Consider the following 14029-nt stretch of genomic DNA (forward strand, 5'->3'; position numbering starts at 1 on the left):
TTCTCTTCTTCAATAGCCGGGGTGCACAGCACATTGCTGGTTCCCCCTATCAATCCATGATACTGGAAGTAGGAGGCATCGTCGTGATGAACACACTGGAAGTGCCGCAGATGCACAAGTGAACCGAGCTCAGCCTTCAACGTTGCAACGCTGTCACTGGCTCGACTCTGGCGGCTCGCATGGCAGGGTAGATGCCTGCGATGAGCCCCGTGAACAGACCCACCAGCGGTGTGACCAGCAGCCACGACGGCATCACTGCCGTCCATTGCCGTATCGCGCATACGGCAACGACGACTCCGATTCCCACAGGTGTGCCAATCAAGCCACCGATCAGACCCAGCACGCTCGATTCCCCCACGAATTGGGCAGCGATGTGAACCGGTCTCGCTCCCAGTGCACGTCGCAGTCCAACCTCCGGCACCCGCTCCATCACGGACACTGTCGTCGAGTTCGCAATGCCGAAGGCACCAACCAACAGCGTAATACCTGCGAGGCCCAGAAAGAGCGCACCCAAGTCACCGCCCACTCGTTCCTGCAGCTGACGCGGATCAGGAGGTGTGCTCACCTTGAGGCTGTCCATTGCCTCGGGCCGGAGCGCGTACGGGACCTGCTGCCCCACCACCGAGGCGGCACCAACCCGAACGTCCAGCGTCATCCATCCAGGATCCTGCATCGGTGGCCCCCACAGTTGCTGAGCGGTGGTGGTGGGGATCATGACGCTGGCCATCATCGTCGTGTTGCGTTTGACGTCAGCGACGATACCGATAACGGCGAAGGGTTGACCTTCGATGAAGACGTGAACGTCTTCTTGGGCGCCGTTGATGCCGAGCTGGCGGGCGGCGACGGAACCGACGACAGCCACGTTGCAGGCCCGCTGGAGGCAGAAGCGGTCGAAAGTGCGGCCCCACCCCATCGTGGCGCGACTGGCTTCGAGCAAGCCGTCGCTGATGGCGACGACTTCGACGGCGTCGGGTTGGGGGCCGAGTTGGCCGCGCAGGGGTGTCTTGCCGACGGCTCGTGCTTCGGTGACCGGGACGCGCCAGGCGTAGCCGGCGTGTTCGACGCCGTTGATCCGGGCGACTCGATCCTTGGCTTCGAGCGTGAAGGGGGTGCCGGCGGCGGCCCCCTCGACGGGGTTGACTTCGATGCCGGTCGCGCGGAGTTCAGTGAAGCGTTCCGAAATCTGTCCTTGAGCGCTGGTGGTCAGGCCGAGGACGGCGACGAGTGTCGCGATGCCCAGAACGGTTCCGACGAGGGTGAGCGCCACTCGCATGGGGCGTGCCCCGACCCCGACGACGACTTCAGCGAACCAGCGCCGCCAGGTGAGCCGCGATGTCGGCATCGCAGTGGCTTGCTGTTGCGTGGTCACGACTCGTACACCACCCCGTCGCTCACGTGCAGGACGCGTTGGGCCCGGTGAGCGACATCGTCGGAGTGGGTGATGGTGATGAGAGTCTGGCCCTCGGCGTGGAGCGAATCGAACACGTCGAGCACGTCGGCGCTGGTGCGGGAGTCGAGGTTCCCGGTCGGTTCGTCGCACAGCAGCAGCCTTGGGCGCATCACGAGTGCTCTGGCGATCGCCACGCGCTGCCGCTCGCCACCCGAGAGGGTCGATGGTAGGGCTCCGACCCGATGGGACAAACCGACCCTGCCCAACGCTTCCTCGGCACGGGTCAGAATCTCCTTGTTGCTGAGGGCATGGCCGCCGTAGAGGGCCCCCATCGCGACGTTCGCGATGGCAGGGCGGTCGTTGAGCAGATGGAAGGCCTGGAACACGATGCCGATCCACTGGGCGCGGATCCCCGCCGCGGCGCGTTCGTCCAGGGAGCCGATGTCGACCTCGTCGAACCGGTAGCGACCTGCCGTGGGCGTGGTGAGCAGCCCGAGGACGTTGAGCAGAGTGGACTTACCAGCCCCCGATGCGCCCATGATCGCGAGATACTCGCCGCCGTGGACGCGGAAGGTGGCGTCGCGGAGCGCCACCACCTCGGGCGGTCCGGGGTAGCGGCGCTCGATCCCTTCCAGCTCGATGAGCGCGGACACTTCACTCACTTCCCGGCCAGCCCGGGGCCGCTGACCACCACCTGGTCCCCCTCATGCAGGGCCTGTTGACCCTGCACGGCGGACACGGTGGCGATGCCCCCGACGATGTCACCGACCTGGACTTCCACGATCTCGTGTTTGCCCTGTGCATCCACGCGCACGACGACCGTGCCCCCGTCTGCGCGGGCGAAGATCGCGGGTACCGGCACACCCAGCGAAGACTGCTCCTTCCCCTTCTGGGCGATGGTGACCTTCACGTCCTGCCCGTTCGTGGCCGCCTCGAGCGCGCCTTCCGGCTGGAGCGTCACCGTCGACTCCTCGAGCGTCGCGCCTACGGCGACCTTCGCCACGACCGCCTTGATCGTCTGGCCGTTGCCGAGATCCACTTCCGCAGCGCTGCCCTCGCTGATCGTGGCCGCATCCGAGGCTGGCACCTTGGCCACGATCCGGGACTCGCCCGAGGCCAGCGTGACCAGCGGCTCCTTGTCCGACGGGGCCCCGACCCGCGTCATCACCGACAACACGGCCGCCGTCGGCTTCGAGACGAACACGACTTCCCGCAGATCCATGCCACCACCCGACGGGGGCGCGTACCGCGCCCGCTCATACAAGCCACGAATCCCCTGCGAACTCTGCTCGGTGAACGTCGCGCCGTCAGTGTGCGGCAGCCCCAACGCCTTGAGTGCCGCGTTCACGGCCGCCGCATCCGGCCCCGAATCGCCCACCTTGAGATCCCGGTAGGCCGGGAAATCGCCCTGCAACAAGAACACCGGCCGCCCGGACACCTCGACCACGACACTGCCGAGCTCGATCGTCGCCCCCGGCGTGACCGCAACCTTCGTCACCACCGACTTCGCCTCAGACGACTGGATCGGCCCCACATTGAGCGTCTGGCCGATCTCCACCAGCCCACGCGCGATCAGCGACCCCGTACGCTGCTGCGCACTCACCGATGCCGTGATCACGGACTGCTCCGGTGGCGCCACATCCGCGATACGCTGCGCCGGCGAACGCACCAGAGAACCGAGCAGGAACCCCGCCAGCATCGCCACCACCGCCACGACCACCAGCACCACGAAGTTGCGCTGCGAGCGACGCATCGCACGAACAGGCGCCCCCGCATTCTGCTGCCTCCGCGCGTAGGACCCACTTGCCTCGCTCAACGACTACTCCTCCTTCAACACCTCGGTCGCGCGCCGCAACACATCGTCGATCTCCTTGCGCACCTGCGCGAACGCCTCCGGATTCGCCTCGATCGCCGCCGTCTGATACGCCACCTCGGCACGGTACTGGGCCTCACGAACACCGCTACTGACGAAACACCCATGCACCGTCAGCGCAGCCGCCCGCGCCTCAGCACTGGGCTGCTGCGGATCCTCCTGCTCGAACCGCTTCGGCATGAACTCCGTCGCGTCGACATCCGAATACCCCGCATCGCGCATACAAACAAGGAACCGCTCAGTGGCCGCAGTCGCCTCGGGCGACTCCTGAGACCTCGGATCGAAGTTGAGATCACGAATAAACGGAGGATTGGCCAACCCACTGGCCTCAATGATCTGGGCATCACCCATCAACGCCGCATCCGCCTCCCCCACACAACCATTACGACGCCGATTCTGCACCATCTGCCCAGGATCCCCCGTCCACGCCCGACCCATCGCCTCCGTCAACGAGGCCTCGAATGCCTCTGCCTGCTTGAGCCACTCCGCAGAAGTCTCGGCACGCGCCGGCACCCCGAACCCGATCTCCTTGGCATCCTCCACCGTCTCCGGGGCCCCATACCGGCGATAGGTCAGATCCTGCAAAACCCCCACCGTCTGCGATCGCGGCGGCTGCACCTTCATCGTGAACCCCTGACGCTCCATGCACCGCATGGCCAGCACCACCACCGCGTCCTGGATCGTGTCCCGCTCACGACCAACCACCATGTAATGCTGGATCGGCAACGGCTCATCCGCCACACCCCACCGCTGAAAATCACCCGGAGTCGCGGAACCGTTGCCCGACGACGCGGAAGAGGACGGACGAGTCAGCCCACTTAACTCCGGTGCAGGAGGCGCCTGCGTGCCTCCTGTGCACGCAGCCAGCAGCCCAACACTGACCACCACACCAATGCGCATGAAGAGACGCAGGCCACCCATCGTCAGATCCACTTCATCGATGTGTCATTGTTCTTGACAGCGGTGAAGTTCAGAATATAACCGTAGGGCACGGTCTCCACCTCACCCTGATAGTTGCTGTTCTCGAACACAGCGAAGTTCCTATAGGACGACAGATTTCTCCCTGCCGCGGCCTTGTTCCAGATTGTCTGACCGGCACCGTTGGACCCGTACCTTCCAGCCTTAAAGTTGTAGTGCACCCCACCATTGATGTTGTAGTTGAAACTCGTGATATTCGTTTGGGAGCCGAACTCGGCCCCCAAACCATAGGCGGTGGAATTGAAGTGAAGACACATCTGCGCCGTAGAGCTGCAGTTCCTGGACACACTTACCGTCGCCTCTGCGGATCCCGCCGGAACCGCAACCAAGCCGAACGCGAGGACCGCCAAAGCGGCCTTACTGAAAACACTCGAACGAAATCTCATGCTTATTCCTCCGTAAGTACCGCACACTGATCTCCCCTTTGGAACCAGCTTCGGCGGACTGAGAGTAACACACCACCACGTGGCACGGAAGGGCAACCGCGAGACTAAACGACACTCCAGCCCACGCCATCGGCCTCAACATGTGACACCACGCCTCCGCATAGTGACAAGTCTCAGAGACTAAGATCCACCGAAGGCGAGTTTGCAAGCGCTGCCCGCCGCTCAACACGAGGGCGACCCGCACGGCGACACCGCCCAACGAAGCACATCGCGGCTAAGTGTTCTGACCAGGGAGGTCTTCACGTCCCACACTGACGCTGTTCTGATCCGGACGGATCATCTCCGTCTTGCCAGACTCGTGGTCGATGGTCAACGTCGACGACGAGAATGAGGACTGAACTGTCATCAATATGGACAATGATCCGCCAATTGCCGACACGCCAACGCCACAGCCCTGCGAAATCTGCTGTGAGCGCTTTTCCGCGGTTGCGCGAGTCACCCTGGGCGACCTCGCGCAGATAGTTCACGATGCGTCACTGGATGGGCTTGTCAAGTTTCCGGAACGTCTTGGCAGCCTTCTCAGTACAGTCAATCAACCAAGTCACAGTCGGCCATCAGCTCATCCAGGGACACCGTGCCCAAACGGCCAGTCCGCACATCCTTCACGTCAGCCATGAGCCCGTAAACGTGTTCCAACTCATCAAGATGGTGCTCGATAGCCTGCCGCAAGTAGAAACTTTGGGACCGCCCCGTTCGCTCAGCCAACGCAGCCAGCCGTGCACTCGTTGCGGCACCCAGGCTTACACCCATAGCGACCATCGCACACACCTCCACCCACAAGTATAATAACTACGTGTAGTCACATTCAGCCCGCTATTGCGCTCCATATCCTCCCCCAGCGAGCAACTTATCGACGCATGGCCGCGCCTCAACCTGCCCAATCGCGCTCGTCGAACATGGGAGACACAGTTTCCCGAACTCGGAACCTACGCTTAGTTTCGCCCACTGCCAGCGCCCGCCCTGGTGATTATGCTGAGGGATCTCTGTGAGAAAAAGTAGCTCCCGCCCAACCGAAGCTGGACGGGAGTCCCGATTTCGTAGCGGGGACAGGATTTGAACCTGTGACCTCTGGGTTATGAGCCCAGCGAGCTACCGAGCTGCTCCACCCCGCGGCGCTCGATCTACTATAGACCCCTGACGGCAAAGCACCAAATCGCGCTACCGTGGCAGACATGAACACGAACCCGACGACGTTTCTCGGAGCTGAGAACCCTCCCCACCAGCAGTGGCACGAGCAAGGCCGTATCGATGGCTGGCCAGGCGAAGCCTCCTACGGGTGGCCCACCGCCAAACTCCTCCAGCCGCAGCCGCTGCCGGAAGCGCCGTCGGACTTTCTCGCGTTCTGGCAGGATGCATTTTCTGAAGCGGAAGCGCTGCCCCCGTCACTCACGCTCGATTCGGAGCTCGACGTGCCACTGGCGCTGGCTACTACGCACCGACTGCATCGCGGCTCCTTCACATCCACCGACGGTGTGCGCGTCGGATGCTTCGTGCTGCCGCCCCTCGACGGCGAACCGACGATCAACCTCACTTTCGGCCATGGCTATGGCGGGCGCGCGTACCCGGAACTCGACGAGGGCTTCGTCGCTGCCACCGATGCCGTCATCCTCCCCGTCACGCGAGGACTCCCTGAGCTGTCAATCACTCCCGGCATTCCGTCAGATGCGTGGGGGCACGTGCTGCACGGCATCGCCGAACCGTCGAAGTATGTACTGCGCGGATGCGTCCAAGACCTCTGGCGAGCGAGCCTGGAGCTCGACCACCTCGTCGGTGCACACCCCCGCGTCTATCAAGGCGTGAGCTTCGGCGGCGGCACCGGGGCGCTCGCGCTTCTCAGCAGCAACTACGAGCGCGCCGCTTTGCACGTGCCCACCTTCGGCAACCACCCGCTGCGCGTCACCTTGCCGTGCATTGGCAGTGGCGGAGCCGTCGCGAATTACGTCGAACAGCACCCCGAGGCGCTCGATGTGCTGGCCTACTTTGACGCCGCCACCGCCGCCTCACACGTCACGACGCCCACCATGGTGGGTGCCGCGCTGTGGGACCCCGCCGTGCCGCCGCCCGGACAATTCGCGGTGTACCACGCGCTGGCTGGGCCGAAGGAGCTCGTCGTGACGAGCTGCGGTCACACCGACTACCCGGGTGGGCAGGAGGAGGAATCGCAGCGCACGAGCATGTTCAAGACCTGGCTACATGCGCTTCGATAAACTCCCGCCCATGTCGTCGTACCCCATCGAACTCGCCACGCTGAGCAACGGTCTACGCGTCGCGGTATCCCCCGCCAACACCCCAGGCGTCGCCGTGAACATCTGGTACGACGTGGGTTCTGTCGACGAGGCCCCGTCGCGCACCGGCTTCGCGCACCTGTTCGAACACCTCATGTTCCAAGGCTCCGCCAACGTCGCGTCCGGGGAACACATGGCGCTCATCGAATCCATGGGCGGCACGGTGAACGCCACGACGTCGTTCGACCGCACCAACTACTTCGAGACAGTCCCCCGCGGCGGCCTCGAACTCGCCTTGTGGTTGGAAGCCGAGCGCCTCAGCTCACTGTCGATCACCGAGGAGAACTTCGAGGCGCAGCGCGAGGTGGTGAAGGAAGAGAAACGCGAGCGCTACGACAACCAGCCCTACGGCGACCTCCTCCAGCTCCTCATCGAGCAGCACTTCCCCATCGAGCACCCCTACGGGCATCTGCCAATCGGGTCCATGCAGCACCTCGACGATGCCTGCCTGGACGATGTCGCCGCCTTCTTCGACGCGTGGTACCGGCCGTCGAACGCCAAACTGGTGCTCACGGGGCCGGTGGCCGTGGACGAGGGCTTCGCGCTGGCAGAGCGCTATTTCGGACACCTTCCTCGCCGCGACGCGGTGCCGGCGCGGTCCCCGTCGGAGGTTCCGCCGCTCGCAGCGACAACGAGGACCGTTCGGCGAGACGTGCCGCATTCGCTGGTGTATCTCTCTTGGCCGACCTCGACCGCGTCGGCACCCGACCAGCCCGCCATCGACCTCGCGCTGTCCATCCTGGCCGACGGGCACGCCGCTCGACTGCATCGCAACCTCGTCAAGCGCGAGGGCGTGGCGCAGGAGGTCCATGCGCTCTCCTTGACGCACCGCAATGCCCCGTCGATCGCCGTGCTCGTAGTGCGTCCGGGAGAGGGCGTCGATCCGAATCGCACGGCAGAACGCGCATTGGAAGAGATCACCACATTCGCGGAGCACGGCCCGACGGATGCGGAGTTCGAACGGGCAGTCGCGCAGCACGAGCGCTCATGGCTCTGGCAGCTCTCCACCGCAGAGGACCGCGCGGACCTGTTCAACGAGTCCTGGCAGCTGTGGGACGACCCCGACCGGGTGAACCGCTACCTCGACGACGTGCTCGCGCTCACCCCCGAGGATGTCCGACGCGCCGCCGCACGCTGGCTGCGCAGCGACATCGCACACCAGCTCCACTACCTGCAGAAGGAGGCGTGATGCAACGCCCCGAGGTGCATCTCACGGATACCCCCTGGCAGTTCCCAACACCCGAAATCCACACCCTGGGCAACGGCCTGACCGTGTGGCATTTCCCCATGCCAGGCCAGAACGTGGCGGCCTTCGAGCTCGTCCAACCGATTCGTCTCGTCGACGAGCCCCAGACGCTGGAAGGAGTTGCGACGATCGCACTCCACGCGCTCGACGAGGCGACACGCTCGCACCCGGACATGCAAGAGCTCGTCGACGCACAAGGGGCTGCATTCCACGCATCCGCCTCGCATCATTCCACTCGGATCGGCGGCCTGGTGCCCGCCCGACGCTTCGCCGAGTTCTTACCGCTACTCGACGAAATCCTGAGCGAGCCCGCCTACCTCGACGACGACGTCGCGCTGCATATCGAGGCGCAAACCGCCGCCTACCTCACCCGGCTCAGCTCCCCCACCGCCGCCGCGAGCGTAGCCATGCGAGCAGCGCTCTACGGCGAAGACCAGCGACGTGGCCGCCCCGCGGCTGGCACCCCGGCGACGCTCGCGAACATCACACGCGATGATGTTGCCGCCTGGCATACCACGCAGTTCTCCCCGCAACAAGCGACGTTGATCGTCGTCGGCGACTTGCCGTCAGTCGATACCTCCGCACTCGAAGCATGGACCGCACCTGCTCAGCGCACGCCACTCATCGAGTCTGAGCCCCGCAAAGGGCGGACGATCATCGTCGATTTTCCTGACGCGGTGCAGGCCACCATCCAAGTGGCCGAGCGGAGCATCCCCCGCACGCATCCGCTGTGGGCGTCCGCACGCCTGGCTGGGCATGTCATCGCAGGAGGGTTCGCGAGCCGGCTCAACCTCGAGCTGCGCGAGCGTCTTGGATACACCTACGGCATTGGCGGAGGATTCGCTCCCGATCCGACGGGCAGCCTGCTCCAGGTGCACACGAACACCCGCACCGACGTCGCAGCCGATGCGCTGCCGCGCATCCTCGATGCGTTCCGTCTCGATGCGCCGATCCAGCCAGACGAGCTCGAGGACGCGAAGGCGTTCAGAATCGGCATCGCTCCGCTCGCCAATGAAACCTCGGCAGACATCGCAACGCAGGCCGCCGCACTCGCCGAAGCCGGCATGCATACCGACTTCATCAACCAGCACACCGAGGCACTGAGGTCTGTCACGCCGAGCGAAGCCAGCGACGCGTGGCGCTCGCTGGTGGATCCCGACGATATGACCATCGTGGTCGCCGGCGATGCGCGCGCCTTAGCTCCGCAGCTCGACGAGTACTCTCCCGAGGTCGTCGAGCTCGGAACGTAGCCCGTCGGCTACTCCCCGTCGAGCTCCTTGATGGCTTCTTCCACCTTGGCCTTGGCTTCGTCGTTCTTCTTCTGATACTCGGCCAGATTGCCCTGGCGCAGTGCCTTCTGTGCCTCCTCAAAGAGCGTCTGGGCTTCGTCCAACTTCGCCCGTGCCTGGTCGCCGCCTCCAGGTTCTGCCGGCTGAGGCGTCGGAGACGGGCTCGCCGAAGGCGGCGTCGTCTCGACCGGGGAGCTCGCAGGCTTCGACGGCTGTTCCGACGGCTTCTCAGCCCCCTCATCCGACGGTTTCTCCTTGTCGTCGGACGCCTCTGGGGATTTGCCCTCGACTCGCTCGCCCGTTTGGGCGCCAGCGTCGCCTTGGAATACCTGGTCGAGTGCCGCCTGCAGCGTGTCGCCAATACCCACCTTTTCGCCGAAGCGCACGACGATGAAGCGCAGCGCCGGGTAGCCGCCCGACGTGGAGCTCGTTTGCGTGTAGATCGGCTGCACGTACAGCAGGCCACCACCGAGCGGAAGTGTGAGCAGGTTGCCGAAGATGGCCTTCGTGTCCGATCCCTCGCGGTTGAACGGCAACAGGCGGTCGGCAACCTGTTCGTCGGTGCGAATGGCGTTGTACGTCTGGCCTGGGCCAGGAATCTGCTGTTCGTCGGAGAGCTTCAGCACCCGCAATCGGCCGTAGTCCTCGCTCGTCGCATCGGCGTTCGCAGACATGTACACCGAGAGGTTCTCGCGGCCCTTCGGCACGAAGATCGTCGTGTTGGCGTAGTGGGGCTTCTGGTCCTCTGGCCAGCGGATGGTGAGGAAATACGGCGGTTCCTTCTGCTTATTCTCGCCGCCGCGCACGGGATCGTTAGGCACCTGCCACACGTCCGACTGCTGGTACCAGGTGTCACTGCTCGTCGTGTGGTAGCGCCCCAGAATCTCGCGCTGCACCTTGAATAAATCCGCCGGGTACCGGAGGTGCTCCAACAGCTCCTGGGAAATTTCGCTCTTGGGCTTGACCGTTCCGGGGTAGACCTCACTCCAGGTCTTCAAGATCGGATCGGTCTCATCCCACTCGTACAAGGTGACGGTGCCGTCGTAGGCATCGACGGTGGCCTTCACCGAGTTGCGAATGTAGTTGACTTCCTGCCCGGTCGGCTGAATCGCGCTGCTTTGTCCTCGCGAATCCGAGATAGCCGACGTGTAATTGATGCGCTGCGAGTTCGGGAACTGATCGGTGGTGGTGTACCCGTCGATGATCCAGACGATCTTCCCGTTGACGACGCTCGGGTAGGGGTCGGAATCCAGCGTCAGCCATGGCGCGACTTCCTGCACGCGATGCAGCGGCACGCGATTGAACATGAGCTTGGACTCGTCGTTCACACGCTCGGAGAGCATCAAGTTGATGTCACCGAGACGAACCGCGAACATCAGTCTGGCCGCGAGGTTACCGATGGGAACGCCGCCTTGACCGGTGTAGGTGTAGCGCGACTCGGTACGCCCCTCACCACCGGTGGGGGTGTCGAGTTCGACGGGGGCTTGGCCCTCGGGCGCGCCGACGACCACCCAGTCACCCGACCGCTCGCCGTAGTAGATGCGCGGTTCGTGCTCGTCGACGAGCCCCACCGTCGGGATGCCTCCCGAGAAGAAGACGGGTTCACCGTTGTTGTGCCGCTGGTTGCCGTACGCGGCGACCATGCCGTAGCCGTGCGTGTAGACGGTGCGCTGGTTGTTCCAGGTGACTTCCGCATTCGACGCCGCGAAGTCCAGTTCACGCACAGCCACGACTGCGTCGGTGGGCTTGCCGTCGATCACGTAGCGGTCGACGTCGAGGGTCTTCGGGAAGCGGTAGTAACCACGCACCTGCTGCAGCTGCTCGTAGGTATCGCCAACGATCGCCGGGTCAATCAGACGAATAGCAGGAAGCGCCTCTGCGTCAGCCCGCAGCTGACCTGCGGCCACCTTGGTTGTGGCCTCGTAGTCAGTGATCTCGATGTCATCGATGCCGTACGCCTCGCGCGTGGTCTTGAGGTGTTTGCCGATGTACTCGCGTTCCTTGTCGGGCTCGTTCGGGAGCACCTGGAACTCCTGCACGACCCACGGGTAGGGGCCGCTCAGCAACAGCGACGACACCAGCAGCAGCGCGACCGATACCCCAGGGATGGACCAGCGCACCTTCCACGCATTCGCGAAGCACACCAGCGCGACGAGCACGATAATGCCGGTGAGGATCAGCTGAGCAGGGATACGCACGGTGTCGTCAGTGAACGCAACACCAGTGAAGTTGCGGTTGCGCGCAGTGAGATACGCATAGCGGCCGAGAAACGCATTGGCAGCCAACACGAGCAGCGTGATGCCCGCCAGCACGGAGAGCTGCCGATGCGCACCAAGATTCGTCTTCGTGTTCCCTGCCCTTGAGAGGGCTTTGACGTTCATCGAACCCGTGAGGAAGTGCACGACGAGGCACCCGATCGTGGCGCTGGCCATCGCCATCAGCAAGAAACCGACAACGTACTTGATCAGCGGAAGGTAGAAGACGTAGAACGATGCGTCGAGGCCGAAGTACGGGTCGTGTTGGCCAAACGGCTGTGCCCGCCAGGCAGCGAGGAACGTATCCACCTGCGCGAGCGCGCTGATGCCCGAAAACAGGCCCAGAATCGTCGCAGGCACCGCCATGATGAACTTCGACTTCGCATCTAACGCGTCGCGGGCTTGGATCAGCAGCTCAGAATCGAGGTTCGCCCGTCGCACGTTCGGGCGCAACCGGTACGCGATGGCGAACGACGAGAACGTGATGCCGAACATGAGCAGCGCGAATACCGCGAAAAGCACGATCTGCGTGACGAGCCTCGTCGTGAACACCGTCGCAAAATCCACCGACTGGAACCACCACCAGTCTGTGCTGATCCTGGCGCCGATCACCAACGCAAAGATGAGCGCCGCGAGGATGCCGATGAACCACGGCAGTACTCGGCGGCCTTCGTGGGGTGCTTCCGTGGCGTGTGCTTCACTCACGCTTCGCTCCTCAAGGTCTGGGCCAGGGCATCGGGCAGGTTGGGGATGACGTCGGTGCCTTGCAGTAGATCGTCGGGGTGCGACTTGATGCGAGCCAATCCGTAGCGGGAACCGTCACGCAGCACCCCGACGACGGCGCGCACGTCCTGATGCTCTGGATGGTTCCGCACAAACTCGACAGCTTCGTCGTCCCTCTCGGGCACGTCCGCTTCAAAGGCGCTCGGCAGGAAGGTGCGCTCCAAGCTGAGGGCAACACCTTCCACCGTGTCAGGAAAGTAGATGCTCGCCAGGCGTTCGAATAGGTCTTCCCCAGCATGGAACTCGTCTTGTTCCACCGCGCTCATGCCATCGTCGACACCTTCTGGCACACGCCCCGCCAACTGCGGTTCCATCTGCAAGAGTTCACGGGTGCTAACGAGCGCAAACAGGCGGGCTGGCTGGTCCCAGCCCAGCTCCGAGACGTGCCGTTCGACATCGAGCAGCACTGCGATCAGTCGTGAAGGATCACTCACAGGTGGCAACCTCCGCTTCGTTTCCTTCTTGGATGTACTGGAGCGATGCGATCGCGTCGCGCAACGTGGAGACGGGGACAAGCCGCATCTTCGTCTTGAAATCGCCGACTGCCTCACAGTTGTCTCTCGGCAGGAGGAACACCGTCGCGCCTTCCTTCTCAGCGCCAGTCATCTTCTCCTGGATGCCCCCGATGGCACGCACCTGCCCACTCGGATCAATCTCGCCTGTACCCGCCACGGTGAGATCACCCATCAGCTTGCCAGCGGTGATCTTGTCGTAGATACCCAGAGCAAACACCAGCCCGGCGCTCGGCCCGACGATGTCGTTGCTCAACCCGTAGGTGACCTTTGGCGCGTACTCATACCCCACCGCCAACCCGATGCCAATGATTGCCCGCGACGGATCCTGCGACGAAGCCACGGTCGTCACATCAGCCTTGTGCTCCTTGCCCCCACGCAGCACCTTGAGACTGACGACCGTACCGACGTTGGCCGAACCAATAGTTTTCGCAACGTCGGCCGTCGTTTCGACTGGGTTCCCGTTCACTTCGACGATCAAGTCGCCAGGGTGCAGCACGTCACCCGATGGCCCGTTGACGACGACGCTGGACACCATAGGGCGCTCCGTGACGGGAATGCCCGCGGCGCGCAGGGCCGCGACGATGGCATTGTCGCGCGAGGTATCCATAGACGCGACGGCTTCCTGGGTGATCTCGTCGTCGGATTTTCCGGGCGGATAGATCAAGTCGCGGGGCATCGCGTCGGACCCCTCACCGAAGTACACCAGCATGGCTTCAGGAAGGCTCACCGAGGTGTCCACTTTCGACGTCGACACCAGCGTGAGCAGCAACCGACCTGTGGGCTCATGCGTCTCCACACCATCGACGCCGATCACCGGGCCCTGCTCGGTCTCACCGAGCACATCAATGGGTTGGCCAGGCCGCCACGTGACGTATGGGACGGGAGTCAGCACGAGAATCGCCGCGAACACGACGAACAACACCGACGACGAAATCGCCACGGCATTGCGGTTCACGGCCTCTCCCTTCG

13 protein-coding genes and 1 tRNA gene are annotated in these 14029 nt (G+C 63.8%); 3 read left to right on the forward strand and 11 right to left on the reverse strand.

Annotated features, from left to right (window positions below; translation table 11 throughout):
- Positions 1-136: 136 nt before the first annotated feature.
- The 8 genes from Q0X68_RS02645 to Q0X68_RS02675 all read right to left on the reverse strand — a co-directional run bounded on the left by Q0X68_RS02645 (position 137) and on the right by Q0X68_RS02675 (position 5799).
- The gene (locus tag Q0X68_RS02645) at positions 137-1369 is read right to left on the reverse strand and encodes an ABC transporter permease (RefSeq protein WP_297747149.1); all 1233 of its coding nucleotides are present in this window, start codon (positions 1367-1369) and stop codon (positions 137-139) included.
- Positions 1366-2052: an ABC transporter ATP-binding protein gene (locus Q0X68_RS02650; protein WP_297747152.1), complete on the reverse strand. Its 687-nt coding sequence runs from the start codon at positions 2050-2052 to the stop codon at positions 1366-1368. Before Q0X68_RS02650 ends, Q0X68_RS02645 begins: the two co-directional genes overlap by 4 nt.
- Positions 2049-3206, reverse strand: a complete 1158-nt coding sequence (locus tag Q0X68_RS02655) for a hypothetical protein (RefSeq protein ID WP_297747156.1) — start codon at positions 3204-3206, stop codon at positions 2049-2051. Before Q0X68_RS02655 ends, Q0X68_RS02650 begins: the two co-directional genes overlap by 4 nt.
- A 3-nt stretch (positions 3207-3209) precedes the next feature.
- Positions 3210-4184: a hypothetical protein gene (locus Q0X68_RS02660; RefSeq protein WP_297747158.1), complete on the reverse strand. Its 975-nt coding sequence runs from the start codon at positions 4182-4184 to the stop codon at positions 3210-3212.
- Positions 4185-4186: 2 nt separating this feature from the next.
- Positions 4187-4627: a hypothetical protein gene (locus Q0X68_RS02665; RefSeq protein WP_297747160.1), complete on the reverse strand. Its 441-nt coding sequence runs from the start codon at positions 4625-4627 to the stop codon at positions 4187-4189.
- Positions 4628-4926: 299 nt separating this feature from the next.
- Positions 4927-5154: a type II toxin-antitoxin system RelE/ParE family toxin gene (locus Q0X68_RS13090; protein WP_366127581.1), complete on the reverse strand. Its 228-nt coding sequence runs from the start codon at positions 5152-5154 to the stop codon at positions 4927-4929.
- A 61-nt stretch (positions 5155-5215) separates the two neighbouring features.
- Positions 5216-5446, reverse strand: coding sequence for a TraY domain-containing protein (locus Q0X68_RS02670; protein WP_366127583.1), 231 nt, complete (start codon positions 5444-5446; stop codon positions 5216-5218).
- A 279-nt stretch (positions 5447-5725) separates the two neighbouring features.
- Positions 5726-5799 (reverse strand) — tRNA-Met (locus tag Q0X68_RS02675).
- Positions 5800-5859: 60 nt separating this feature from the next.
- On the opposite strand from Q0X68_RS02675, the gene Q0X68_RS02680 reads away from it, so the two are divergent.
- From Q0X68_RS02680 to Q0X68_RS02690, 3 genes are read left to right on the forward strand one after another with little or no spacing between them, the layout of a single operon-like run.
- Positions 5860-6894: an acetylxylan esterase gene (locus Q0X68_RS02680; protein WP_297747163.1), complete on the forward strand. Its 1035-nt coding sequence runs from the start codon at positions 5860-5862 to the stop codon at positions 6892-6894.
- 10 nt (positions 6895-6904) lie between these two features.
- Entirely contained in the window at positions 6905-8161 is a 1257-nt protein-coding gene (locus Q0X68_RS02685) for a pitrilysin family protein (RefSeq protein WP_297747166.1), read from the forward strand.
- Positions 8161-9468 carry a pitrilysin family protein gene (locus tag Q0X68_RS02690; RefSeq protein WP_297747169.1) on the forward strand — a complete coding sequence of 436 codons (1308 nt, stop codon included), beginning with the start codon at positions 8161-8163 and terminating at the stop codon, positions 9466-9468. The genes Q0X68_RS02685 and Q0X68_RS02690 overlap by 1 nt, the downstream gene beginning before the upstream one ends.
- Before the next feature lie 8 nt (positions 9469-9476).
- Here the strand turns inward: Q0X68_RS02690 and Q0X68_RS02695 are convergent, their stop codons facing one another.
- Genes Q0X68_RS02695 through Q0X68_RS02705 form a run of 3 tightly spaced genes read right to left on the reverse strand, consistent with a single transcriptional unit; the run spans position 9477 to position 14015 of the window.
- Entirely contained in the window at positions 9477-12467 is a 2991-nt protein-coding gene (locus tag Q0X68_RS02695) for a UPF0182 family protein (protein WP_297747172.1), read from the reverse strand.
- Complete coding sequence (locus Q0X68_RS02700; protein WP_297747175.1) at positions 12464-12979, reverse strand: PPA1309 family protein; 516 nt, start codon at positions 12977-12979, stop codon at positions 12464-12466. Before Q0X68_RS02700 ends, Q0X68_RS02695 begins: the two co-directional genes overlap by 4 nt.
- Positions 12972-14015: a PDZ domain-containing protein gene (locus Q0X68_RS02705; RefSeq protein ID WP_297747178.1), complete on the reverse strand. Its 1044-nt coding sequence runs from the start codon at positions 14013-14015 to the stop codon at positions 12972-12974. The genes Q0X68_RS02700 and Q0X68_RS02705 overlap by 8 nt, the downstream gene beginning before the upstream one ends.
- Positions 14016-14029 lie beyond the last annotated feature (14 nt).

The sequence above is a fragment of the uncultured Tessaracoccus sp. genome (assembly GCF_947286155.1).
Classification (GTDB): domain Bacteria; phylum Actinomycetota; class Actinomycetes; order Propionibacteriales; family Propionibacteriaceae; genus Arachnia.